This is a genomic window from Luteolibacter sp. Y139 (assembly GCF_038066715.1).
Lineage (GTDB): Bacteria > Verrucomicrobiota > Verrucomicrobiia > Verrucomicrobiales > Akkermansiaceae > Haloferula > Haloferula soli.
Map to the genome: position 1 here is coordinate 338736 of NZ_JBBUKT010000007.1, position 25756 is coordinate 364491.

Consider the following 25756-nt stretch of genomic DNA (forward strand, 5'->3'; position numbering starts at 1 on the left):
GACAGTTCGGGTGGAATGAAGAAGAGATTGCGTGGCGGGTGAGGCGGGGTGGGGAGGATGATGAGGGGACAGGAGTGTCCCCTCTCCTTAGGGGCTCGCTTGTGAAGGCGGGCAGTTGGGGACCATTCGGCCGGCCTGGAGATTGACTCGGGGGCTCCGCCAGCCCCCTCGGGCCTGCGGCCCCGACCTGCGGTCGGTCCAGATTGGCTACAAGCCTTCGCCAATCTTGGCGGTCCCGGGGGCTGGGCTTTGCGGGTGCGTTTCGGTGGAAATGGAAAATGGGCGCGGGGATTGCCCGCGCCCCTTTTTTCGGCGACTGAATGTTGTTAGACTTGGCTGTTAGACCAGGCCCTTGCGGAGGGCTTTGGAGACGGCTTCGGTCTGGGTGCGGACGTGCAGCTTGCGGTAGACGGCGCGGAGGTGCATGTCGACGGTGTGTTGGGAGATGTCGAGTTGCTCGGCGATTTCCTTCTTGATGAAGCCTTTCACGAGGAGGCGGAGGACTTCTTCCTCGCGGCTGGTGAGGGGTTCGGTTTCTTCGACGGGGCCGTGCTTGGCGAAGCCTTCGAGGATCATGCTGGCGATGGGGCTGCTGAGGGCGGCGGAGCCATTCATGACATCGCGGATCCCGGCGAGGATGTCATCGGGATCGGCGGTCTTGAGGAGGTAGCCGGAGGCGCCGTTGCAGATGGCGCGGTAGACGCGCTCGCGGTCGTCGAAGGAGGTGAGGATGACGATGCGCTGGTCGGGGACCTTCGCTTTGACTTCACGCATGACCTGGAGGCCGTCCTTGCCGGGCAGTCCGAGATCGAGCATGAGCATGTCGGGTGGCTGAGCGCAGTAGTTGAGCTCCGCCATGAGGTCGTCGGGGTGATTGAAGGCCTTTTCGCATTCGAGGTCGTCCTCGGCCGCGATCAGGCGACTGATCTGTTTCGCAAAGTTCGCATGATCTTCGCAGATCCAGATCCGGATCGGGGTGGTGGCTGTGTTATTCATGGGACATTTTCTTGGTGGCCATCAGGCTGGTTCGCTTCACGGTAAGCCGCAGGGTCGTGCCTTGGCCTGGCTGCGACTCCACGTTCAGGACTCCTTCGAGCACGCGGGCCCGATCGGTGATTTTTTTGACGGCGGCCATCTGGTCGCCTTCGCCGCGGGGGAGGCCGACGCCATTGTCGACGACTTCCATGACGAGCTTGTCGCGGACATCGTAGAGGCGAACCACGACGGTGGTGGCCTTCGAGTGCTTGACGATATTGTGAAGGGCTTCCTTGTAGAAAAGGAAGAGATGGCGCTTCGCATCCAGCGTGAGCTTGGCGGTGGTCTTGGAAGAGCGGCAGACGAGCGAATACTCGACATCGCGCAAAAGGCGGGCGGCGCAGTCACGCATACGCTGGACGAGATCACCGATGGTATCCTGGCGCCGCTCTAACAACCAGACGATGTCGCGCATGGCGAGGGAGCTCTCGCGGGCGATGATCTCGACTTCGCCGAGGTCATTGGTGAGTTCGCCGGGGCCGAGCTGCTTCTCCATCTGGCGCTTCGCGGCGCGGGCGATGATGGAGATACTGCCGAGATTACTGCCGATGTCATCGTGCAGGTCGGAGGCGATGCGCTTGCGCAACTTATCGAGCTGGGTGCGCGACACGAGGCGGCGGCGTTCGACGATGGCGACGGGGATGAGGAAGGTGAGGCCGAGGGCAACGGCACCGCCCCAGGTGGTATTCAGCTCACTCTCTGCGGCCATGGTGGCGCGGTCGCCATTCGCCTTCGCGAGCTTCTCCTCGACCTGGCGGCGTTCGACGAGCTGGGTGAGCCATGAATAGATCGGGAGGATCTGATAGCTGCCGACGCCATCGGTCAGCTCGCTGATGGGATGATCGAGTCCGCCATTGTGGACGGAGATGGGAAGCTTGGAGGCGAGGTTGTCATTGCCGGACCAGGCTTCGATTTCGCCGAGGGCCTGGAGGTGGCGGTTGCCGAGTTGCCAGGCTTTGTCGGAAACGACGCGGAGGTAACGGGCGGGCACGGGCTTGGTCGGGAGGACCAGCGGGGTGGTGAGGTCGGCGGGAAGGTTTTCATCGCCGGTGGTGGCGATCAGGACGGCATCGCTGAAGTCAGGGCGGCCGGCGGCTTCGACTCTCAGGCGAGGCGGGACGACGCCGGGGCCGGAGAGTTCCGGGAGGGCGTAGGGGAAGAGGACGAGGCGGTCGATGGTGGCGGACTTGCCGAAGTCGAGGATCCACTCGGTGCGGGGATCTTCGGCGGTGACTTCCATGCAATCGCCGCGGGAGCTGGTCCAAGCATTGGCGCCGCCTTCCCAGAGGCCGAGCGGGGTGCGGCCATCGACGAGATACTTCGGGTCCCAGATGCCGGGGACGTCCACGGATTGGCTGGCGGTGACCTTGGCGCCGAAGGAGACGGGATGGCGCTCGAAATTGAAGACGAAGATTTCCGAGAGGGCGGCGGTGTTTTTCAGGCCGCGGGGGTGACCTTCCTCAAGGGTGAGGCGGATGTGGCGGGCTGGCTTGCCATCGCCGGCGAGGCGGAGCGGGTAGCCGGATGGCGAGCCCTGGGGAACCCTGCCGGTGGTGTGGATGACACGGGCATCCGAGAAATCCGGCTGACAGGCGGCCTCGACGGTGAAGCGGCGGGGGAAGAGGTCATTCAGGTCGCCGGTCTGGCGCTGGGCGGGGATCAGGAAAATCTCACCCAGCTGCACCTCTTTACCTAGGTCGAGGGCTACCCAGGGATTGCCGGCGGATTGGTCAAAGCAACCGCAACGCCAGCCGAGCTCTTCCTTGAGGGGCTTTTCCTCGAAGGCGGCGAGATAGCCCAAGCTGGCCTGAAGCCATTGGGCTCGGGCTTCCACCTCGACGAGATTGCGATTGAACAACCGGGCCACGCGGCCGATCGGGTTCATCTGCTGGCCGGTGGGAGCGGCAGCGATGAGATCGGGGAGTAGGGTGGTGAGGAGGCTCAGCGCAACACAGAGGCCGGGAAGCCTCATGGGTTGGATTTTCATGTTTTAAGGGCGACAGCGAGCAAGTCTTTAACATTATTTAAAAATCTCGGCAAACTTTTTATCAGGGGGCGGGAAATCGAGAAAAGGGGGTCGGGATTTTGAAATTCGGGGTGGCAGCGGTGAGGTCGTGCCGCCAGCATCCGCGCGCGATGTCCTTCTCACCTGATCACGCCTTCGAACTGGTGAAAGCGGCCCATGAACGGGGTCGGCTGGCGCATGCCTTCCTGATCAGCGGGCCGCGGGGTTGTGGAAAGGAGCGGCTGGCGGCACGGATCGTGAAGCTGCTGGATCCGGCCAATGCGAGCGGGGGCGGAGGAGGCTTTGATCTTTTCGGCGAGCCGGTGGTGGAGGAAGTGCCGCCGCTGGATGACCTGGCCGGGGAATGGGTGCGGGTGGTGAGGCCGCAATCGAAGTCCCGGCGGATCGTGGTGGATGCGATCCGTGAACTGGAGAAGACGCTTTATGTTTCCTCCGGGCCGAAGCGGTGGAAGATCGGGGTGATCTGCGATGCGGACCGGATGGCTGCTGCTTCGGAGAATGCCTTTCTCAAGACGCTGGAGGAGCCGCCGCCGCGGACGCTGCTGATGCTGCTGACTGCGAATCCGGGTGGCCTGCTGCCGACGGTGCTTTCGCGCTGCGTGCGGATGCCGCTGCTGGGCAAGGCGGACCTGAGTGAAGGGGTGGCGGCGGACCTGCTGGTGGCGCTTGATCGCGCGGCGAAGGCGGGGATCGGGACGCCGACGGTGGCGCTGACGCTGAAGTCGGTGTTCGCGGGGATTCTGGAGAGCAGCAAGGCCGAGGCGGTGGCCGCGGCGGAGGATTTGCTGAAGGAGGAGGAGAAGGCGCTGAACAAGGGCTTCGAAGGCGACTACCTGAAGCGCCGGGAGGAGGAGCTGAAGGGTGCGGCGGAATCGGAGTATATCGAGGAGCGCTCGCGACTTTTCGAGGTGCTGCAGTCGTGGATGGCGGATGTCTTGCGGTGCAAGATGGGGGCTGGCGGGCTGGAGTTTCCGAACTCGACGGGTATCGCTGCGCTCGCGGAGAAGGAGGATCTGGGGCAGCTGCTGCGGCGGATGGAGGCCGTGGGAGAGATGCGGGCGAACTTGGATACGAACGCGCAGGAGCAGCTGGCGCTCGAGGTGGGGTTTTTGAAGGCGTTTGCCTAATTGGGAGCCGCGGAGGAAGCGGGCCGCCAGAAGCCGGACGGCGGGAGGTCGGTCCCTGCCTTTGAAGCCGCTAGAACTCGGTGCCGCGCTGGGGTGTGGCGAGGGCGCTGAGGCCGAAGCCGTTGGCGACTTCGAGAGCGGCGCTTTCCAGCAAGCGGTCGAGTCCGGTGAGGAGATCAAGGATGCCGCGGGTCCATTCACCGGCTTTCCATGCGGGCTCGGAGAGTTCGAGCAGGTGGTCGAGGGCTTCGTCGCCGAGGTAGGGCTCCAGCCCGTAGCCGACCATGATGGCGGACTTTCCCTGAGCGGGATCCAGCGCGAGGAGGATGGTGCGGTTTTCGCCAGCCTTCTGGTAGTCCGGTGAGAGTCCGGCGGAATTGAAGATCCAGAAGACGTGGAGCTCGAAGGGATGCTCGGCGGGGAACGCATGCAGCAGCACATTCATGCTGACCTGGGGGAAGGTCCACATGAGGCGGCTGATCGCCTTGGCGATTTTCTTCGCGTCGCCATTTGGCAGGGCGCCCGCGAGGTCGGAGATGCCGGTGGAGATCCGCGGCATGGGGCCGAGGAGCGCATTGGCGCGGTCGAGGGTGAGCCGGCAGGAGGGACACTCCGGCGACATTTCCTCCAATCGCGTCCGGCAATACGGGCAGCGCATGGGGTGGTTCTAACTTCGGATGGAAGTGGGCGGGAAGCGGAAAGACCGTCGTGATTCGCGGTTGGCAAAGGGGGCTGGTGCGTCGCAGGGTTTCCGCATGCAGCGTTTTGCAGGAAAGACAGCGGTGGTCACCGGCGGTGGCCGCGGGATCGGGGGAGCCATTGCGATGGCCTTCGCCGCCGAGGGAGCGAAGGTTGCGGTGGTGAGCCGTAGCGAGTCGAGCTGTGGCAAGTCGGCCGAGGAGATCAATGCGGTCTATCCGGGTGCTGCGAAGGCTTATGCGATCGACGTGGCGGACCACGAGGCGGTGCAGGAGCTGGGCAAGACGATCCTCGCTGATTTCGGCAGCGTGAACATTCTGGTGAACAATGCCGGGGTGACCCGCGATGGGCTGCTGATGCGGATGAAGGAAGAGGACTGGGATACGGTGCTCGATACGAATCTCAAGGGGGCCTTCAATACGGTGAAGGCTTTCATGCGGCCGCTGATGAAGGCGGAGGATCCGCGGATCATCAACATCGCGTCGGTGATCGGGCTGATTGGCAATGCAGGGCAGGCGAACTATGCGGCGTCGAAGGCGGGGCTGATTGGCTTTACGAAGTCGGTGGCGCGCGAACTGTCCGGGCGTGCGGTGACTTGCAATGCGGTGGCGCCGGGGTTCATCACCACGGACATGACCGGTGATCTGCCGGAGAAGGTGCGGGATGAAGTGCTGGGCAAGATTCCGCTCGCGAGCTTCGGCGATGTGGGCGACATCTCGGCAGCCGTCCTTTTCCTGGCTAGCAAGGAGGCCCGTTACATCACGGGGCAAGTACTTGCTGTCGATGGTGGGATGACGATGTAAGTTGTGAGATCATGGAGCTACTCGTCATCCGCCACGCGAAAGCTGAAGACCACGGGCATCCCGGAGGGGACGGCGCGCGTGCGCTGGTGACGAAGGGCTTCGAGCAATCGGCCAAGCTGGGCCGGTTGCTCAAGCGAGTGGACCGGCGGCCGGACGTGGTGCTGACGAGTCCGCTGGTGCGTGCGCGTCAGACGGCGGAGACGCTGTGCGAGGCGGCGGAGATGCCGGGGCCGGTGGTGCAGGGGTGGCTGGCTTGTGGGATGGATCCGGAGGCGGCGATCCGTGAGCTGGTGGCTTTCAGTGATTTCGAGCGGGTGGCGATCGTCGGGCACGAGCCGGATTTGTCATCACTGATCGAGTGGCTGCTGGGCTGCAGTGGCAGCTCGGTGGAGGTGAAGAAGGCTTCGATTACGGGGCTGCTGGTTCATCCGCCGGCGTGGCATGCGCGGCTGCTGTTCCATATTCCGCCGTCGATGATCGGGGAGTGAAGTGCTCCACGCGGAGACTCACTTTTTCTTCGAGACGACTTCGGCAACGGAGGCGGCGTCCTGGCCACCGGCTTCAAGGAATTTGTCGCCATCCATTTGGGGCTCGAACCAGACAGTCATGACGCCGACGACCCAGCCGTTCTTGTCGAGTATCGGCGCTCCGCTGAAGCCACGGATATCGACGGGTGTTTCCAAGCGATAGCGGAACCAATCGGGAGCTGCCCGGTGGGTGACCTTGGCACGATAGACGTTTTGCATGCGGTCGGTTTCGGAGTAGGGCACGCCCACGAGAAAGACTTCTTCGCCCACTGAGACGGGAGTGGGGCGGAGCGTGAGTGGGGCTGCTGGAAGAGGCTTCGAATTGTTTTTGATTTCCAGAAGCAGCCAATCCGATGCCTTGCCGGATGGTGGCGCGATCCCGTGAGCTGCGATGGTCATAAAGTCCTGCGGCTTGGTGCGGGGATACATCACCCATGAGTCCAAGACGGAGTCTAGACGATCCGGGGAAATGGTAGGAGTGACGCCGCCATTCGGGCCGAGGAGGTGGCGGGCGGTGGCAGCGATTGTCCGGTCGCCGGAGGCTCGAAGGAGAAAGGAGCTGGCGCCCTGCAACGCGGAGTGGCCCTTGAATTTGGCGGAATTGGTCAGGACCAATTGCGGCCATTGGCTGGTGGGAAGGGTGGCCCAGGCTTCGGGGACGGCGTTCGATTTGAGTGGAGCGGGGGGAGGCACTTTGGATTCAGGCCTCCGGCATCCGGTTGCCAAAAGGACTCCCACGGAGATCAGGATGAAGGTGTGGACGGGACGCATGATGAACAGACTCCAAGGTTTGTGGCGCGTCGTGGAAGGGCAAGCTTCCGAATATGAAATTCCCGGAAGGCGGTGCGGATGTCGGGTTTTCGCTTCCGGCGGCGCATTGGGCGGGTAGGAGTAGATTCCTCCCGAACCCAATCCGGTCGCATGCTCATTGTTCGCTCAAGTCTTCGCCGCGCTTCCCTCGCTATCATTGCCAGTTCCGGGTGCATCGTTTCGCACGCGGAGGAAGCCAGTCTTCAAGAAATCGCCTTCGATCAGGTGAAGCTGACGGACGAGTTTTGGTCGCCGAGGTTGGAGCGGCAGCGGACGGTGCTGGTGCCGTTTGCTTTTTCGAAGACGGAGGAGGCGGTGGCGCATTTGCAGGCGGCGGCTGACGTGCTGGCTGGGAAGCCGCAAGCGAATCCGCCCAAGCCCCAACGCTACATTACCTCCGATCTCTACAAGGTGATGGAGGGTGCGGCTTACTTGCTGAAATCGCATCGTGATCCGGAGATCGAGGCGCGGATGGATCGGATCACGGATGTAATCGCGGCGTCGCAGAAGCCGGATGGTTACATTTTCCCGCCGCATGTGATCGGCAACGCCGGACCTCGTGATGAAACGGGTGACAAGCCTTACAGCTACGAGGTGCATAGCCACGAAACCTACAACGTGGGGCACCTCTATGAGGCGGCGGTGGCGTATTACAAGGCGACGGGGAAGCGGAAGCTGTTAGACGTGGCGGAGAAGAATGCGCGGCACATCAATCACGTGTTCTTTGAAGGTGATCCTGCTTACAACGGCGGAAAGCCGGTGAACCAAGCGCCGGGGCACGAGGAGATCGAGCTGGCGCTGGTGAAGATGCACGAGGCAACGGGGGATCCGCTTTACCTGACGATGGCACGCCGTTTCCTCGAGATCCGCGGTGTGACTTACGTGCCGCATGGTGAGGGGATCATGGCTCCGAGCTATGCGCAGCAGCAGGCACCGGTGCTGAAGCAGGATGCGCCGGTGGGGCATGCGGTGCGCGCGACGTACCTGTATAGCGCGATGGCGGATGTGGGGCGCCTGGAGCGTGACCCGCAGTATGGGGAGGCCTTGGACAAGATCTGGGGGAACATGGTGAACAAGCTGATGCACATCACGGGTGGGCTGGGTGCGATCCATGGGATCGAGGGCTTCGGGCCAGACTACGAGCTGCCGAATGCGGATGCCTACAACGAGACGTGTGCTGCGGTGGGCAATGTGTTCTTCAGCTATCGCTTGTTCCTGAACCAGCGGGATTCGCGCTATCTGGATGTGGCGGAGGTGGCGCTTTACAACAACGTGCTGGCCGGGGTGAACCTGGAGGGGAATCGCTTCTTTTACGTCAATCCGCTGGAGAGTGACGGGCATCGTCCTTTCAACCAAGGCACTGCGGGGAGGGCGGAGTGGTTTCACACGGCGTGCTGTCCGACGAACCTTGCGAGGTTGCTGCCGCAGGTGGCGGGGATGATTTATTCTGCGGACGAGAAGGATCTGTATGTGGGGCTCTATGCGGGCAGCGAGACGCAGGTGGATCTGGCGGGGACGAAGGTGAAGGTGGCGCAGAAGACCGGGTATCCTTTCAGTGGGAAGGTGGAGCTATCGCTCGATCCGGAGACTCCGGCGGAGTTTGCGTTGCGGCTTCGCGTGCCGACGTGGACGGGTGATCGGTTTGTGCCGGGGAATCTTTATCGGTTTCTTGATGGGGCGACTTCGTCTCCGATTGCGGTGACGGTGAATGGAAAGGCGGAGGCGGCGACGATGGAGAAGGGGTTCGCGGTGATTCGCCGGAAGTGGAACGCGGGTGACAAGGTGAGCTTGGAGTTGTCGATGCCGGTGCGCTTTGCGGGATGCGATCCACGGGTGAGAGCGGATGTCGACCGGATTGCGGTGACGCGTGGGCCTCTGGTCTATTGCGCGGAGCAGGCGGACAATCCGGGCGGGGTGCTGAATGAGTTCCTTGCGAGTCCACCGGCGGTTTCGGAGGTCAAGGTTGGCGATCAGGACATCGCGGGCTTGGCCAAGGTGAAGACCATCTCGTTGCCGGGGCAGGCGCTGGTGGATGGCAAGGCGGCTGCGGCGGAGCTGAAGCTGATTCCTTACTATGCCTGGAACAACCGCGGTGCCGGGCAGATGGAGGTCTGGCTGCCGCGGAAGCAGGCGATGACGATTCCGCGGGCTGAGGATTCGCCCTTCAAGGCGGTGCGGGCTTCGCACACCTGGCAGAGGGATCTGGCGGAAGCGGTGGGGGACTTGCGTTCTCCGGCGGATTCGAAGGATGAGGGGATTCCGCGGTGGACGAGTTGGCCGGAGAAAGGAAAGGCGCAGTGGGTGGAGGTGGATCTCAAGAAGCCGGGCAAGCTCCGGTCGGTGGCGCCGTATTGGTATGATGATGGCGGTGGTGTGCAGTTGCCGGTTTCGTGGGAGGTCGAAACGCGTAGCGGTGGCGAGTGGTTACCGCTGAAGCTCTACAACACGGATGCTTACCAGCAGGCGAAGGATCAGTTCAACGTGGTGCACCCGGCGAGCCCGATCCCAGTGGATGCGATCCGGGTGAAGATGGCTCCGAAGGCTGATGCGTGCGTGGGGATCTTGGAGCTGCGAGTGGAGATGGAAGGGCCGTAGGGGCAGATCGGTGGATTTTTCCGGGATTTTATATATCGAACGCGTTTCTAATTTCGCTTGAGTTTTCGGGGAGTTGGCTTTGATTCGCCAGCGTCCTGCCTCCCGCTGCCACATTGCCCAAGTGTGGAGGGAACTGAACCCCGGCAGGGAGCGCAAAACCCATGCTCGCGATTTCCCCGAAGGCCGGTGTGGCCGGCCTTTGCCCACGTGTCGGTTATTGGCCTTTTGTTGCCGCGATGGCGTTGTCCGGTTTGACGCCGGTGCAGGCGCTGACGTGGCACTTCGGCTACGTCTACAATGACGACCAGGCGAAGAAGGATCAGATCACGGCGGTGATGAACGAGGCGGTGGCGGTTTACAACGCGTCCACGAATTTCAACGTCGATATTAATGTCGCCTACCACCCGGGCGTGCCGACGGCGGAGTCGAACTACAACGGCGAGCTGAAATTCGGGGGCTCGATCAGCACGCAGGTGGCGATTCACGAAATCGCGCACTATCTGGGCAGCGGGACGACCAACGAGTGGAACGATCGCTTCGGCGGCGACAATGTGTGGGACGGCGCGATGCTGAAGCACTTCGTGAAGCAGTACGACGGGCCGGGCGCGGAGATCTATCAGTCGGGCGTTCACTACTACCCGTATGGCTTCAATTACGGCAATGAGGATAGCCCGCAAGCGAGGCGGAGATTGCCGAGGCTGATCGAGGCGATGCGTTTCGATCTCGGCTTCATTTCCGATGGCGATGGCGACGGGATGTCGGACGAGTGGGAGAATTTCAAGATCGGCGGGATGTCCCAGACTGCCACCGGTGATGCCGATGGGGATGGGATCGCGAATCGCGATGAGTGGCTGACCGATGGTGATCCGCTGCGCTCAGCGCCGGTGCGGAATGGCCATACCTATCTGATCCGCTCGCGCCTCAGCCAGAAGCTGATGGAAGTGGCGGGCATGGGAGCCGGGGCGAATGTCCGCCAGAATGCGCCCGATGGCTCGGACTTCCAGAAATGGACGGCCACGCACGTGGGCGGCGGCTATTGGAAATTCCTCAACGTCGCCAGTGGCAAGGCGCTTGAGACCGGCGGTCTGTCCAATGATCCCGGGGCCAACATCATGGTGTGGGATGATCTGGGGCACGACTACCAGCAGTGGCGCGTGGTGCCGGAGGGCGCGGCGAATTGGAAGATCATCAACAAGGGCAGCCGCAACAAGGTGGTGGATGTCGAAGGTGGCCCGAATGCCCTGGGCAATCTCGTGAACATCTCGCAATACAACGATGACATCGGGGCGAACAACCAGGCGTGGTCCTTTGAAGACATCACCGCGGGCGAGCCGACCGGTGCGCTGCTGCAGGCGCTCTACAAGCTCGACGGCAGTGTGCGCGACGCGAGCAGCAATGAGCTCCACGGGACTGCCAGCAACGTGAGCTATGGCGCGGGTCGTGTGGATGTGCAGGCTGCTGTTTTCAATGGCACCAACAGCTCGGTGCAGATCCCGGCGGCGGTGGACATGACCTTCAGTATCGCCTTTTGGGTGAAGACGACGGCCACCGCTGGCACCGGGCAGTGGTATAGCGGCATGGGATTGGTGGACGGCGAAGTGGCAGGAGTGGCGACGGACTTCGGGCTCGCGCTGGTGGGAAACAAGATCGGCTTTGGCGTGGGGAATACCGACCTCACCATTACCAGCAACAACGCGGTGAACGATGGTCAGTGGCATCATGTGGTGGCCACGCGTGACGGGACCACCGGCGCGATGCGGATCAACGTGGACGGAGTGCTACGCGCTACGGGCACCGGGCCAACGGGGCCGCGGCTTGCCACCGGCTCGCTGCGGCTTGGCAGCATCGGCGGAGTGGGCGGCTTCTTTAATGGCAGTCTGGATGAGGTGCGGCTCTACAGGGGCATCCTGTCGGCGACCGAGATCTCGCGTCTGGCCAATGTCAGCCGCACGCAGGTGGCTGGCTATGGATTCGAGAATCAGGTGCAGGATAGCAGCCAGCACGGGCATCATGGAACTGCGAGCGGGATCACCTATGTGGCGGGGAAGACCGGCACGAGTGCGGCGCAATTCGATGGCACGGGCAGCTTCGTGAAGATCCCTGCGGCACCTGTGACGGATTTCAGCGTGGCCTATTGGGTGAAGACCACGGCGACCGGTGGCACCGGGCAGTGGTGGGCGGGCAAGTCGATGGTGGATGCTGAAATGCCTGGTGCGGCGAACGACTGGGGCATTTCCCTGGTGGGTAACAAGGCGGGATTCGGGATGGGGAATCCCGATCAAACGATCCTTTCTACCACCGCGATCAACGATGGGACCTGGCATCACATCACCGCCACTCGCACGAATGCGGGAGCGATGAAGTTGTATGTGGATGGAGTGCTGCAGGCTTCCGGTGCGGGTCCGGCGGCTGCGCGCACGGCGGCGGGTTTCCTGCGGGTTGGCAGCTCTCCCTTTGGCGGCGTGTTTTTCGCCGGCACGATCGATGACCTGAAGATCTACAACTATGCGGTCGACGCAGGGCAAGCGGCGGCGCTGGCTTCACCGCTGCCTGCGCCGTGGGCGAGCCAGGACATCGGGGCACCGGGCAGTGATGGCTACGCTGGCTTTGATGGATCGACGTATTCGGTGGCTGGAGCGGGGAGCGGGATTGTTGGCACGAGCGATCAGTTTCATTTCCTATCATCGTCGCAGACGGGCGACCGGGTGCTGGTCACTCGCTTGCTGACGGGAGCCGTGAATCATGATGGCACGACATCGGCCGATGCGAAGGCGGGGCTGATGTTCCGCTCTTCCGCGGCGGCGAATGCGTCCTTCGTGGCGCTGGTGCACACGCAGACGAAGGGGCTGCAATTCCTGCATCGGGATGCGAGTGGCGGGGCGATCACGCAGACCGGTGTGGATGTCGCGCAGGGTGCTGCTTGTTGGCTGAGGCTGGCTCGTGCGGGGAATACGTTTGCCGCGTCGTATGCGACGACTCCGGGGGCTCCGACGGATGGCGATTGGGTGCCGCTCGGTTCTCATGTCGCGGTGTTGGGCGCTACTGTTCCCGGTGGATTGGCCGTGAGTTCGCAGACGCCGGCGAAGATCGCGACTGCTACCTTTGCCTCGCTTTCCTCAACGCTGAACGCGCCTCCGACCTTGTCGGTGGTGTCTGACCAAACGATTGCTGAAAATACTTCGACGGCGGTCCTTCCGGTGACGGTGGGAGATGTGGAGAGTTCCGCGGCTTCGCTGGTGTTCGGTGCAAGTTCCTCCAACGCGACGCTCGTTCCTCCGTCGGGCATCGTGGCGGGAGGCAGCGGTGCGAACAGAACGGTGACTATTACTCCGGCGGGGAACCAATCGGGCAGTGCCGTGATTACGATCTCGGTGAGCGATGGAGGACTGCCGGTGACGCGCAGCTTCACGCTCACGGTGACGACCACGCCGGGTGGAGGGTGGCGCCAGCAGCACTTCGGGAGCACCTTGAACAGCGGGAATGCCGCGGATGCAGCTGATCCGGATGGGGACGGGATCGAGAATCTGTTAGAGCGGGCTTTCTCGCTGAATCCGGTGGTGGCCGGCGACCGGACGAAGTTGCCTGCCTTCACGAGGGAGGGTGCCTTCCTGGTGCTGAGCTACACGAAAAGCGTCGCGGCATCCGACCTTACATTTCAGGTGAAGTGGAGCAATGATCTGGCCAGCTGGTCGACCGACGGGGTGACGGACTCGCTGATTTCATCCGACGGGGCGACCGAGTTCCGGGCGGGGCGGGTGCCGGCGGCTCAGGTCGATCCGAAGCGATCCTTCCTGCGGCTGATGGTGACGCCGTGATGGTCTCCTGCTAAGGAAGAACCGGTTGGTAGGAACCTGTGGGAATCCCTAGGTATCCAAACTCATTGTCATTGGGTAAGGGTAATTACTGGCGGAAAAAACCCGTGGGAATTCTGACAGGCCATTGTGGCCAGGAGGAGTAACCACCCGTCAAAAAAGCCCCAAACCCGATGAAAGTGACGGATCTCGTCTTGAAAGGCAGGCTCGTGCTTGCGAGCAGTGCTCTTTTCCTCCCGGTCGGCGTGGCGTCGGCGGATGTGTTCACGAATGTGCCTGCGGCTGCCGGTTATCAGCTCGTGCACAGCCTGCCGGTCCCGGCGATCCAGGGTTCATTCAATACCACTGCGATCCCCTACGACGTGGACAACTCGTCGAATTGGGCGACGGGCAGCTTCAGTCGGGTGGCCTACTACCTGGAGCTTGCCGGCTCGACCGATCCGACGCGGCCGAATGGCTACGTCTTCGTTTCCTTTGACCGGCCCGCGGCACTGGCGAATGGCAAGCAGCTCGGCGTTCCCAGCAATGGACCGAATGGCACGCGGGTGGTGACGAACACGACGGTCACCAACATGACGGTGATCTCCAACATCCCGGGCATCCAGAATGGCAACGGCCTGGCGGGTGGGAGGCTGGAGTTCTGGCCGAGCGGCTACGCCCAGGGCGTGAATGGAGTTTTTGACTACGATGACAACGGCTTCAATGGCACCAGCGGCCATGGCTCGATGCAGATCCACAATGCCGCAGCGGCGCAGACGCTGATCGGCTACAGCGATTGGGGTGGGAATACCCCGGGCACGCCCTCGGAGATCGGTGCAGGTCCCAACCAAGGCGCGGGGCAGCCTGACTGGACCTTTTCCGATAGCGGCACCACTTACACCACGCGCTTGCTGCAGGTGCTGGTGCTGCCCGCGACGAATCTGGTGCCGATCGTGAATCCCAGCTTCGAGACGGATGCGATCGCGGGTGCGAATGCGCCGGTCTTCGAGGTGCGGACCACGGCGCCTACAGGCTGGGTGTACTCGGGCACGCCGGGGCAGGGCGTGATCGCGCCGGATGCCGGTGAGCCGAATGCCTTCTACAATGGCCTGACCACCGGCTACGCGGGGTCCAAGGCGCATTTCAATGTGACGCAGGGAACCAGCGGAGTGCCGACCGTCAGCCAGATTCTAACAAGCACGCTGCAGGCGAACACGACCTACACGCTTTCGCTCGCGCTCGGCAATCGTAGCAATGGGGATGCGTGGGGTGGGCATCATGTCGCGCTCAAGACCACGTCCGGGGTTGTGGTGGGCGAATGGACGGGTGGGAATACTGAACTCACTCCGGACAACACCTTCGGGAGAAGCTCTCGCAAGTTCACGACGGGAGCGAATCCGCCGGGGCTGGGCCAGCCCTTGCAGATCGTGATCGAGCAGCCGCTGGCGGCCGGCGGCCGGTATCTTGATTTCGATGATGTGGTCCTTACTGCTGATGCAGCGCCTGCAAGGCCGGTTGGCACGCCTGTCGATGTGATGATCGTGGCAGGCCAATCGAACGCACAGGGTTGGCAGGGCAACGTCAATGCGCTCAGCACGCCCAACCGGCGTTATGTGGATGCACCGAGTCCGAATGCCTTCATTTCCTACAAGCAGAATGCGTATGGGCAGCCGCTTTATATCAGCGGCAGCATGGGCCAGCTCTCGCAGCTCGGCGCAGGATTCGCCGGACAGTGGGAAGGGTTCGGGCCGGAACTTTCGCTGGGGACGGATCTTGCCGGACGACTGTCCAACAAGGTGGCGGTGATCAAGTTCGCGTCCGGGGGGGCGGGCTTGAACGGCCAGTTCAAGAAGACCGCGAACGATCTCTATCCACTGCTGGTGGCGCAGGTGAACAGCGGCATGGCGGAGCTGACCGCGCAGGGCTTCACGCCCACCATCAAGGGCTTCTTCTGGTTGCAAGGCGAGACCGATTCCGCCAACACCGGCGATGCGCCGCTCTACGGCGCGAACATCACGCAATTCCTGAGCGACCTGCGCACTGACCTCAATGCTCCGGCGATGAAGGCGGTGCTCACGGAGATCAATCCGAACATGCCCGCGCTCCAGACGCAGCCGACGGCCTCGGGTGTGGTGCTGGTGAACCAGGGGATGCAGACCCTGGCCACTGCCGATCCGCTGGTGGAATACGTCACGACCGCGGACATTACTTCCGGCTTCGGCGATACGATTCACTACGCGGCGGACCAGTTGGTTTCCATCGGCCAGCGCTGGGCAAATGCTTATCAGTCACCGCCGGCGGCACCTGCGGGTGGGAATGTGTTCACGCGCGTGCCGGAAGCCTCGGCGGAAGGATATCAGGTGCTCTATGAGCTGAATATCCCGCTCGATTCCGGCTATCGCGATGGCGTGGCACCCGCCTACAGCGTGGACAATAGCCTGACCGCCGCGCCCTTCGATCGCGTGGCGTATTACTTCGAGCTGACGAATGCCGATGGCACCTCGCGCTGGGTCTATGCCTCGATGGATGCCTTCACCACCGTGGCCAAGCAACTCGGCCTGCCGCACAATGTGCTGAACCCGGTGAAGCACCAGCGGCTGGTGGAGAACATGAACGTGTATTCGAACGTGCAGGGCCTGGTGACCGGCACTTCGCTCGATGGTGGCTCGGTGGAAATGTTCCCGAGCAATTACAACATGGGCCGCACCGGCTTCTATGCGGGCGATGGTGGGAATTACGATTGGGATGACAGCGGCGCAACCGCGACCGATGCGGGCTATGGCTCCTTCCAGGTTCACCATCCACTCTCGCAGCAGGTGCTCTTCGCCTACAATCACTGGGCTACCGCGGATGGTACGAATGACGATGTCGGCATCGGCAACCAGGCGACCGGCCAGCGCGACTACACCTTCGGTGCCACGGCTGCTGCCTATAACGCGCGGAAGCTGGTAATCCTCACCCGCCCGGCCAGTCATGTGACCTTCACGGCGATGCCGGGCAACCGCTCTCTGCAACCGCGGAACCTGACCACCAATCTCGCATCGGTATCGATCGCTGGCACCGAGCGCGAGGGCGGTTACAGCAATGTGGTGATGCGCCGCTATCGCGAAGGCGTATTCCAGAGCGAGTCGGTGCAGGCACTGGTCTACACGGCGGGTGCGGCTCCGTTCTCCTTCAGTTCGCAAATCCCGGCTGAGTTGGCGGGCTATGACTTCGAGGTGCTGCTGGAGAAGAATGGCGTGCGCCGGTTGGTGCGGCGCGCGACCGATGTGGTGGCGGGGGATGCCCTGCTCTTCTACGGCCAGTCGAACACCGAGGCGTGGATCGGCTTCGCGGCGAACAATACGACCTCGAATGGCTATGCGAGCCGCTGGGTGAGAACCTTCGGCCAGAACTCCGACTCGGGCGATGCCACGCGCAACAACCTCTCATGGGTGCAAGCCAACGGTGATGGTGGAGGCAGTCTCTACAACGATCCGGGGGCTATCGGGCAATGGGCAATGGTGATCGGCGGCAAGATCGTCGCCGATCACCAGATCCCGGTGGCGATCCTCAATGGTGCGCGCGGAGGCTACTCGATGCTGCAGCTTCAGAAGGATCACGCGCAGCCGGACAATCTCGATGACAACGGAGCGGTCACCCGCACGTACAACCGCCTGCGCTATCGTGCCACACGCGCCGGGGTCGCGGCAGCGGCACGGGCGATCTTCTACTACCAGGGCGAGTCGGATAACGACAATGCGACGCAGCACGGTGCCGGCTTCTTGGGGCTCCATAGCGATTGGCAGACGGACTACCCGGGGCTGGAACACATTTATGAGGTCCAGGTGCGACCCGGCTGCGGCGTGACGCGGGAGAACGTGGCCCTGCGCGAACTCCAGCGCAGCTTCGGCGACACGTATGCAAATACGTCCGTCATGACGACGAATGGCTACCAACCGCACGATGGCTGCCACTATCGCTTCACCGGCGGGTACGAGTTGCTAGGCCTGCAACACTTCGCGCAGGTGTCGCGCGATTTGTATCACGGACCCACCGGGCCGAACATCGATGCGCTGAATCCTGGCACCATCGGGTTCACGGATGACAGCCATACGAAGATCCTGGTGACGATGCGAAATGCCGGAGCGACCATCAATTTCCCGGCGGGGGCCTTGAGCGACTTCGCGCTGACCGGGACGAGTGCCACCATTACCGGCTACAGTGTAGCGGGCTCGACGATCCTGTTCAACCTGAGCGCGCCGGTCGACAGCGGTGCCTTCCTGGAGTACCGCAGCCACAGCGGGGGCGGGGATTTCGTCACGAATGGTTCGGGCGTGGGCCTGCTGGCCTTCAGCCAACGGATCGGCCAGCAGCCGCCGACCGTGATGCTGTCATCGCCCGTGAGGACCCGTCCGGCGACGGTGGGCGAATCCATCGTGGTCAATGCAACGACCACGCCGGGCGAGAACGGGGCTGCCACCCGCATGGTGTTTCTGGTGAATGGCGTTCCATTGTTAGAGACCACGGGGAGCACGCTGGCGACCAATTGGCAGGTGCCGGCGGCCGGGGCGCATCTGCTGGAGGTGGTGGCCTACGATGCGACGGGAAACTACGGGCGCGCTTCCGTCACGATCTTCACGGCGGTCTCGACCACTCCCGGTGGAGTCACGAGCGGACTCGTCGTCTGGCTGAAGGCGGAGAGCGGCATCACGAAGGATGCCAGCGGCTACGTTTCCGCGTGGGTGGACCAGGCAGGTGCGGCAGATTCCGCGACCCAGCCGACGAACGGCAATAAGCCGCGCTATCTGGAGGCACATCTCGGCAACGGGCCTGCGCTGCACTTCGACGGCAATGACTTCATGTCCGGAGCCACCGGCATGCCGACCGGCAGCTATACCAAGATCGTCCGCTTCGCGCTGGACGCCTACCCGCCCTCTAACAACCTGGTCTCGGCAGGGACCGCTGGCGATACGACGAACCGCGATCATGCGCTATTCTTCGAGGGGACGCCGAATGCGAAGATCTACCACTCCGGCACCTTCCTCACCGCATCGATCGCCACGCCGCTGGGCAAGCCATCGATCGTCCATGCCACCTATGATACGACGGTGAACACCGGTACCCTCTACGTGGACAATGCCCTCGGCGGCAGCGCGGTCTCGGGCGGGGACAATACGATCACGAACTACACGCTCGGCGGCTACAACGGCGGCAACAACACGCTCTCGGGCGATATCTCCGAGGTGCTGATCTACAGCCGCGTGCTCACTGCCACCGAGCGGAACTCCGTTTACACGTACCTGGACCAGAAATATCTCGCGCCGTATGCCCTGTGGTTGAGAGGGCACGGGTCGGTGGCCGATGCCGCCGATCCTGGGAAGGATGGAGTCCCCGCGATCATCGAATACGCCCACGGTCTGGATCCGGCGGTGAACAATGCGGGTTCCCCGCGGTTCCTGCGGGTGGAGAATGTCGGCGGGCTGCCTGAACTCCGGTTTGATAAAGCGGTGGCGAGTTCGGACGCATGGGTGCAGGTGGAGATGTCGAGCGACCTGGCAACGTGGACCGAGCAGACCTCCGAGGTGGTGGGAAGCTCCGGCGGCTTTGAAACGCGCCGCGTGGTCATTCCGGGCGAGACGGGGACGGCAGCTAAGCGGTTTGCACGGCTCAGGGTGTCAGCACGGCGGTGACGCCCGGCGGGGCCCTTGGCTGGATACCGGGTGGAGTGGGGGCCAGTGATTTCGGTTTAAACCACGGGGATTTGGGTGACATTATGGGGGTTGAAACCCGTGGACGGCTGCCGTGCCGGTCCGCTTGCCCGGAAACCCTGTCAGATGTCTAATTCCCGCGCCCTGATCTTTTCGCTGCTCGCCTTGGTTGCTCCGGCCGTGCGGGCGGAAGTGATTCTCCAGTATTTCGGCACCTCTTGGAATGAGATCGAGCGCCGGGTGCCGGAGCTGGTGGAGCGTGGGTATGATTCGCTGTGGCTGCCGCCGCCGTTCAAGGGCGGGGCGGGGACTTATTCGGTGGGTTTCGATACGCTGGACCGGTTCGATCTGGGGGATCGTGACCAGTCGGGAACGGTGCGGACGAAGTATGGGACGAAGGATGACCTGCTGCGGCTGATGCGGACGGCGCACCGCTTCGGGATGCGGGTGTATTTCGACAACGTGACGGCTCACAATGCGGGGGCGCTGGATAAGACCGTGAACCCCGGGCAGCTGTTTCCCGGAGCGCCGGGATTCGTTCCGGAGGATTTCCACCTCGTGCGCGAGAGCAACGGGACGTGGCGCAAGGCGGCGGATTGGCCGGATTGGAATGATGAGTGGCAGGTGCTGAACCGGAATCCTTTCGCGTGGGACATCGCGCAGGAGTCGCCGCAGAATGTGAGCTTCAATCCGACGGGAACGGCTGAGGCGCACACGTATGCGAAGTGGAGCGGTATCCGTCATGCGGGGATGACCGAGCGATACTTGGACACGGATCTGACAGTGGCGACGAATGGCACGGGCGAGGCGGTGCATCCGTTCGCGAACAAGGAGCCGTTTCAAGACGTGGGCTACAACGATGGTGGCATCGTGGGGGCGAACAATGGGCGCTTTGATTTCAAGGATCTCAATGGGAATGGGCAGCATGATGTGGGCGAGCCGAGCGAGCCTTTCACCGATACCGGGGTGGATCCGACGGTGCCGGAGCGCCGGACGTTGGCGTGGGGTTATGGGGATGGGATTTACAACATGGGCAATCCGGTGGCGGAGGATGTCAACGGGATGCTGAACCGTGCGGTGCGCTGGTTCGTCGAGGAGACGAAGCCCGATGGTTTCCGGCTGGATGCGGTGAAGCACGTGCCGTCGTACTTTTTCGGCAAGCAGGATGGGGCGGACAAGGATCGCTCGAACTGGGGCTATGGCGGGCAGATCCAGGAGCAGTTCAACATCAGCCGCGGCTACACTGACTGGAACAATCATCGCGACACGCTCTTCGGCGGTGAGAACGAGGTGCGCGATGATGCGATGCTCTTCGGCGAACATCTTGGTTCGCCGCCGGCGGAGGGTGGGTATCTGAGCGCGGGGATGCGGATCGCGAATGACAATGTGCTGAATGCCGTCAAGAGCTCGATCGGCAACAATTTGACGGGTTTCGATGCACCGAACTACGGTGGTTATGGTAGTTCCGGCCAGACGGTGAACTACGTGATGAGCCACGACAATGCTTACCTCTATGGGGGTGACCGGCCGGCGGCGCATGCCTACATTCTCACTCGCGAGGGGCTGCCGATCATTTACACGGATGGCTATAATGAGGCGGGGGCACCGGACTATTTTCCGAAGCCTTCGGATGTGCCATTCTTGGGGCAGTTTGGAGACAATAGCGTGATCTCGGCGGTGGCGGTGCATCGCGACTTTGCACGTGGTACGCAGATCGGACGGTGGAGCGATCAGAACTATGCGGCCTACGAGCGGGTGGACATGCGCGAGCGCAAGGACACTGGATCGTGGAATGGAGCGACGATGCTTTTTATGATGGCACGGGGCTATCAGGGGAATGGGCAGGGGCGGCTGTTTTCGACCGGCTTTCCAGTGGGGGCCACGCTGGAGAATAATTCGCCGTATGGCGGACGGTTTCGTGTGACGGTGAATGGCTCGACGCAGCTCGTGGATGGCAGTGGCAATGCGCCGCTTGTTTCGTCCGGTGAGTGGTTCGCTTTCTCGTGGCACAACCCGCGGATGCCGCGGGTGTGGCAGGCGGCGCGTCCTGATGAGGAGATTCGGGCGATCACGATTTTGCAGAATGGCGTGCGGGTGCCGGAGATGGATCACTGGCGGACCGATGGGAAGGATGGCGATGCCGCTTTCAATCCGTATGGGGTTGCTGCTGCCGATCGTGCGGACAAGTCGTATCGGGTGAAGATTCCGCGGGTGACGGATGGTGCGAACCTTTCCTTCGTGGCCCGGGCGGATGGTTCGGCGCAGAACATGCGGATCAAGCTCGATGGTGGCATCGATGTGAATTCACAACTGGCGCTGGGACCGCAGACGGGTGATCTGCGCGATTTTCCGCCGGGTGCCACGGCAGATCAGGTGAATGCGGCGGATGCCAACGACCGGAAGTTGGAGAACTCCACGGATACTTACCTGGGCTATGAGCAGATGAAATTTGTGCGCCGGGGTGCGGAGAAGTTTGCGGCGAAGAACACGACGCGGAACATCATCGGATCGCCGGGTGCGGAGACCTATCAGGCGGTGATCGGCACGGCGGGTTTCACGATCAACAATGGCAATGGGGTGAACAGTAACCGGGGTACGGCGACATGGGCTTATCATGATCCGGCTGCGGGCAACCAGCTGACGCCGGTAGTGCAGCAGTTCAGCCCTGCGCCGGAGAGCGCTGCGGGACAGTCGGTCGGAATTTTTGTGAAGGTCGGCTATGCGAACTCCATCGACAAGGTGCGGGTCTATTACACGACCGATGGAGTGACTTACCCGGAAGGCAGCGGCGGGGTGGGCAAGGGGACGACGCAGGTGGTGGATGCGACATTTTTTGCGAATGGCAATAACGATGGGACCGGGCTGACCGATTGGTGGCGTGCTGCGTTGCCGGCACTGCCGAATGGCACGGTGCTGCGCTACAAGGTGGGAGTGACGAAGGTGAGTGCGGGCTCGGTGTTTCCCTTCAATGGCGATGACATCGATCTGGCGGAGCGGATGGAGACGGTGTTTGAGATCACGGGTTTCAATGGAACGAGCGTGCCGTACCACATTCATAACGACAATGGGACGATGGCGACCGGCTTGGACGAAGGTTTCCATGTCCTGCGCTCGCGGGCCTTCGTCAATCGCAACGATGGGGCCTCGATCTTCCGGACGGAGACGCAGGTCTTTTATTATGATACCAAGCGTAGTGAGGGAGAGATCGTTTATCCGAAGGCGGGGGATGGGCTCGGTGGATCGAGCTATGGTGCGGTGGTGGCGACCGATCCGAACGTGACCGAGGTTTGGTATTACATCGATGACCTCGATCCGGGCAATGATGATCCGGCGAAGGGCAATGGGCTCAATGCGTGGAAGAAGGCGACTGCGGTGGCAACGCCGACCAATCTGGGCGGCACGGCTTTCAAGAAGGAGTGGCGTTTCACGTATGAGGGGATTCCTTCGAGCGGACTCGCGCGGATCGTGGTGCGCTTGAAGGAGGCGTCGTCGAGCGATGCGATGAACCTCACGGATGTGGCCGGAAACTACACGACGCTGGAGCGGCAGGTGAACACCGGGAGCCCGATCAATTTCAACATCGGCTATCCCTCCTTTTCCGGGGAGACGGTGGATCAGAACTACGTGATGAAGGTTTTCTTCCGGAAGGAGTTGATCCCCTCAGGCATGAGCGATGCGGACTTCCTGAATGAGTTCTCGATCTTCATCAGCAGCACGACCAGCGGCGATCCGGATGGTGCGGTGCTTCAGCCTCGCTCCGGCTACCGGCTGGTGAAGAATGTCACGGCCACGGAGCACATGGTGGAGTTCACCTTCCCGAATCTCTACAATGGCATCCCCAACTTCCTGCACACGGTGCGGGCCGAGCATCACCGGGGTGGTCTGACGCTGGGCGACAGCGAACTGGTGAAGATGCGGGTGAGCGGCACGGGTGATGCCGATGGCGATGGCCTGCCGGACTGGTGGGAGCTACAGCAAGGCTGGGATCCTAACAATGCCTCGGGCCGCAATGGTGCTGATGGCGATGATGATGGCGATGGGGTGGGCAATCTCGATGAGTATTTGTTCGGGATGAACTCCCGCCTGTCCGATCCAGGGGCGAAGCCGAAGGTTACGATGGAACGGTCGTCCGATCCGGAGCGTCGCTGGCGCTTGCAGTTCCCGACGATTCCCGGACGTGCCTATCGCTGGCAGCGCTCGGGGAATCTCAGCGATTGGAGCAACCTGGGAGCGGTCGTTGACACGGGAGCGCAGACCGTGCCGGGGACGATTGAGCTGTTAGACGATGGCACTGGCTCGAAGAGCTTCTATCGGGTGCAGGTTTCGGATGAGCCGTGAGAAGGAGCGAAGAGCCGATTGGGTTTTGACAGGCTGGGCGATCTGTCATGACAGCTGCGTCCCGAGTTGCAACATTGGGTGATAGCAGGAAGGGTGGAGTCTGCGTTTTCTTCGGCAGAACTTCTTACCCATCCATCCCCACCCATGCGCTTTTCACTGCTGCCGCTGCTTTGTATTCCCGCCCTGTCTTCTGCTGCGCCCGATGTGATCGTGGCGGATTTCGAGGGGAATGATTTCGGGGCCTGGAAGGTGAGCGGTGAGGCCTTTGGCAAGGGGCCGGTGGCTGGATCGCTGCCGGATCAGATGCCGGTGAGCGGGTTTGTGGGGCAGCGTTTGCTGAACGGATACCATGGAGGGGACGATTCGAAGGGGAAGGCGGAGTCGCCGGCGTTCACGGTGGAGAGGAAGTATCTGAACTTCCTGATTGGAGGAGGTCGCTTTCCGGAGGAGACCTGCATGGATCTCTTGTCGGATGGCAAGGTGGTGCGAACGGCGACGGGTCGCTATGATCGGCCGGGTGGCACGGAGCAGCTGGAGTGGAAGAGCTGGGATGTGGCGGAGTTGGCGGGGAAAACGGTCTCGCTGCGGATCACCGACAATCGGACGGGGACATGGGGGCACATCAATGTGGATCAGATCGTGCAGAGCGACGCGCCGAAGACGCTGGAGCTGAAGAAGGAGTTTGTGATCGGTGATCGGTATTTGATTTGGCCGGTGACGCGGGATACCACGCAGAAGCGCCGGTTCTTTTTCACGCTGGATGGCGACAAGGAGCCGCTGCTCTATGCGGACATCTGCCTCTCTAACAATCCGGACTTCTGGGTTTTCACGGATCTGGCTGACCACCAGGGGCGGAAGCTGACGGTGACGGGCACGATTCCGGGTGGGCTGGGGGATGCGTGGGAGAAGGTGAAGATCAGTGCCAGCTATCCGGGCGAAGAGTCGATCTATCAGGAGGCACTGCGCCCGCAGTACCACTTCAGCAGCCGTCGTGGGTGGCTGAATGATCCGAACGGCCTGGTGTGGAAGGACGGGAGCTGGCACCTTTTCTATCAGCACAATCCGTATAACCACAATTGGGACAACATGACGTGGGGGCATGCGGTGAGCAGCGATCTCTTTCACTGGAAGGAGATGGCGCCGGGGTTGCAGCCGGATGCGGAGGGCTACATGTATTCGGGCTCGGCGGTCGTTGCGCCGAAGGGGAGCACGGGCTTGCCGGTGAAGGGGGATGCGCTGGCGCTGATCTACACGGCGAACGGCAATCACAGCTACGAGCCGGGCCGCACGGTGGTGCAGTCGGTGGCTTACAGCGAGGACAACGGGAAGACCTTCACGAAGTTCAAGGGTAACCCGGTGGTGCCGCATGTGGTGGCGGAGAACCGCGATCCGAAGGTTTTCTGGCATGCGCCTTCCAAGCACTGGGTGATGCCGCTGTTCTACGATGGCAGCGACTACGGGATCTACACGTCGCCGGACATGGTGAAGTGGGAGAAGACGTGCGACTACAAGATCCCGACGGATGGCGAGTGCCCGGATCTCTATGAGCTGCCGGTGGATGGCGATGCGAAGAACACGCGCTGGGTGGCGTGGGGAGCGCAGGGGAAGTATATGCTCGGGAGCTTCGACGGGAAGGTCTTCAAGGCGGAGAGCGGGCCGCATCATCACTACTTCGGCGCGGCTTATGCGGGGCAGACCTATGGCAACGCTCCCGGTGGTCGCCGTGTTCACATCGGGTGGATGCGTGATGGCGGGGCGGGTTTGCAAGGGATGCCCTTTAACCTGCAGATGTCGCTGCCGATGGACTTCACGCTGCGCCGTCAGGGCGATGGGATTCGCCTGTGGGCGGAGCCGGTGAAGGAAGCGGAAGCGCTACGGGCGAGCACCAAGGAGTGGAAGGACTTTACCTATGAGTCCGGCCAGACTGACCCGCTGGCGGACTTCAAGGGTGGGCAGTTCGAGGTGGAGGCGGTGATGGATGCCAACACGTCGGCCGCTGAGGTTGGGTTCCGGATCTTCGACGATCATGCGGCGATCTGGAAGCCGGGTGATCGGACCTTCAGCGGTGCGGAGGGGCAGCAGGCTCCGGTGGACGGGAAGCTGAAGGTGCGGATCTTCGTGGATACGGTGACGATGGAGGCCTTTGTGAATGGGACCTACGTGAGCAAGTATATCCGGCAGACCCCGGGGACGAAGCCGTTGCGGTTGGTGGCGAATGGTGGGGCGGTGAAGTTCGACTCGCTGAAGGTCCACACGTTGAAGTCGGCGTGGAAGGAGTGAGAGCAAGGTGCATCTGGTGCCAGACGGCAACTCGA

At 62.3% G+C, this 25756-nt stretch carries 12 protein-coding genes; 8 read left to right on the top strand and 4 right to left on the bottom strand.

Annotation, left to right across the window (positions count from 1 at the left end; genetic code table 11):
* Nucleotides 1-339: 339 nt before the first annotated feature.
* Nucleotides 340-996 (bottom strand): response regulator, encoded by a 657-nt coding sequence (locus WKV53_RS18635; protein WP_341406295.1) that lies wholly within the window; start codon nucleotides 994-996, stop codon nucleotides 340-342.
* Nucleotides 989-3022, bottom strand: a complete 2034-nt coding sequence (locus tag WKV53_RS18640) for a sensor histidine kinase (protein WP_341406296.1) — start codon at nucleotides 3020-3022, stop codon at nucleotides 989-991. The genes WKV53_RS18635 and WKV53_RS18640 overlap by 8 nt, the downstream gene beginning before the upstream one ends.
* Before the next feature lie 149 nt (nucleotides 3023-3171).
* Between WKV53_RS18640 and WKV53_RS18645 the strand changes: the two genes are divergently transcribed.
* Complete coding sequence (locus WKV53_RS18645) at nucleotides 3172-4188, top strand: DNA polymerase III delta subunit-related protein (protein ID WP_341406297.1); 1017 nt, start codon at nucleotides 3172-3174, stop codon at nucleotides 4186-4188.
* A gap of 70 nt (nucleotides 4189-4258) precedes the next feature.
* Here the strand turns inward: WKV53_RS18645 and WKV53_RS18650 are convergent, their stop codons facing one another.
* Nucleotides 4259-4846, bottom strand: coding sequence for a TPM domain-containing protein (locus WKV53_RS18650; RefSeq protein ID WP_341406298.1), 588 nt, complete (start codon nucleotides 4844-4846; stop codon nucleotides 4259-4261).
* A 97-nt stretch (nucleotides 4847-4943) separates the two neighbouring features.
* Between WKV53_RS18650 and fabG the strand changes: the two genes are divergently transcribed.
* Both fabG and WKV53_RS18660 read left to right on the top strand, forming a co-directional pair.
* Complete coding sequence (gene fabG / locus WKV53_RS18655) at nucleotides 4944-5690, top strand: 3-oxoacyl-[acyl-carrier-protein] reductase (protein ID WP_341406299.1); 747 nt, start codon at nucleotides 4944-4946, stop codon at nucleotides 5688-5690.
* A gap of 11 nt (nucleotides 5691-5701) precedes the next feature.
* Entirely contained in the window at nucleotides 5702-6178 is a 477-nt protein-coding gene (locus WKV53_RS18660) for a SixA phosphatase family protein (RefSeq protein WP_341406300.1), read from the top strand.
* An 18-nt stretch (nucleotides 6179-6196) separates the two neighbouring features.
* Here the strand turns inward: WKV53_RS18660 and WKV53_RS18665 are convergent, their stop codons facing one another.
* Nucleotides 6197-6910: a S1 family peptidase gene (locus tag WKV53_RS18665; RefSeq protein ID WP_341406301.1), complete on the bottom strand. Its 714-nt coding sequence runs from the start codon at nucleotides 6908-6910 to the stop codon at nucleotides 6197-6199.
* Between the two features lie 228 nt (nucleotides 6911-7138).
* On the opposite strand from WKV53_RS18665, the gene WKV53_RS18670 reads away from it, so the two are divergent.
* The 5 genes from WKV53_RS18670 to WKV53_RS18690 all read left to right on the top strand — a co-directional run bounded on the left by WKV53_RS18670 (nucleotide 7139) and on the right by WKV53_RS18690 (nucleotide 25721).
* A complete protein-coding gene (locus WKV53_RS18670; protein ID WP_341406302.1) occupies nucleotides 7139-9622 on the top strand; it encodes a glycoside hydrolase family 127 protein in 2484 nt (827 codons plus the stop codon).
* 161 nt (nucleotides 9623-9783) lie between these two features.
* Nucleotides 9784-13437 carry a LamG-like jellyroll fold domain-containing protein gene (locus tag WKV53_RS18675; RefSeq protein WP_341406303.1) on the top strand — a complete coding sequence of 1218 codons (3654 nt, stop codon included), beginning with the start codon at nucleotides 9784-9786 and terminating at the stop codon, nucleotides 13435-13437.
* Between the two features lie 170 nt (nucleotides 13438-13607).
* Nucleotides 13608-19085, top strand: coding sequence for a sialate O-acetylesterase (locus WKV53_RS18680; protein ID WP_341406304.1), 5478 nt, complete (start codon nucleotides 13608-13610; stop codon nucleotides 19083-19085).
* Nucleotides 19086-19229: 144 nt separating this feature from the next.
* Nucleotides 19230-23441, top strand: coding sequence for an alpha-amylase family glycosyl hydrolase (locus WKV53_RS18685; RefSeq protein WP_341406305.1), 4212 nt, complete (start codon nucleotides 19230-19232; stop codon nucleotides 23439-23441).
* 144 nt (nucleotides 23442-23585) lie between these two features.
* The gene (locus WKV53_RS18690; protein ID WP_341406306.1) at nucleotides 23586-25721 is read left to right on the top strand and encodes a glycoside hydrolase family 32 protein; all 2136 of its coding nucleotides are present in this window, start codon (nucleotides 23586-23588) and stop codon (nucleotides 25719-25721) included.
* Nucleotides 25722-25756: the final 35 nt, after the last annotated feature.

Excerpts from the sequence above, each read along its gene's own strand:
- WKV53_RS18660 (WP_341406300.1), top strand. The coding sequence starts at position 5,702 with ATGGAGCTACTCGTCATCCGCCACGCGAAAGCTGAAGACCACGGGCAT.
- WKV53_RS18645 (WP_341406297.1), top strand. The coding sequence starts at position 3,172 with ATGTCCTTCTCACCTGATCACGCCTTCGAACTGGTGAAAGCGGCCCAT.
- WKV53_RS18670 (WP_341406302.1), top strand. The coding sequence starts at position 7,139 with ATGCTCATTGTTCGCTCAAGTCTTCGCCGCGCTTCCCTCGCTATCATT.
- WKV53_RS18635 (WP_341406295.1), bottom strand. The coding sequence starts at position 996 with ATGAATAACACAGCCACCACCCCGATCCGGATCTGGATCTGCGAAGAT.
- WKV53_RS18690 (WP_341406306.1), top strand. The coding sequence starts at position 23,586 with ATGCGCTTTTCACTGCTGCCGCTGCTTTGTATTCCCGCCCTGTCTTCT.
- WKV53_RS18685 (WP_341406305.1), top strand. The coding sequence starts at position 19,230 with ATGTCTAATTCCCGCGCCCTGATCTTTTCGCTGCTCGCCTTGGTTGCT.
- WKV53_RS18675 (WP_341406303.1), top strand. The coding sequence starts at position 9,784 with ATGCTCGCGATTTCCCCGAAGGCCGGTGTGGCCGGCCTTTGCCCACGT.
- WKV53_RS18640 (WP_341406296.1), bottom strand. The coding sequence starts at position 3,022 with ATGAAAATCCAACCCATGAGGCTTCCCGGCCTCTGTGTTGCGCTGAGC.
- WKV53_RS18680 (WP_341406304.1), top strand. The coding sequence starts at position 13,608 with ATGAAAGTGACGGATCTCGTCTTGAAAGGCAGGCTCGTGCTTGCGAGC.
- fabG (WP_341406299.1), top strand. The coding sequence starts at position 4,944 with ATGCAGCGTTTTGCAGGAAAGACAGCGGTGGTCACCGGCGGTGGCCGC.
- WKV53_RS18650 (WP_341406298.1), bottom strand. The coding sequence starts at position 4,846 with ATGCGCTGCCCGTATTGCCGGACGCGATTGGAGGAAATGTCGCCGGAG.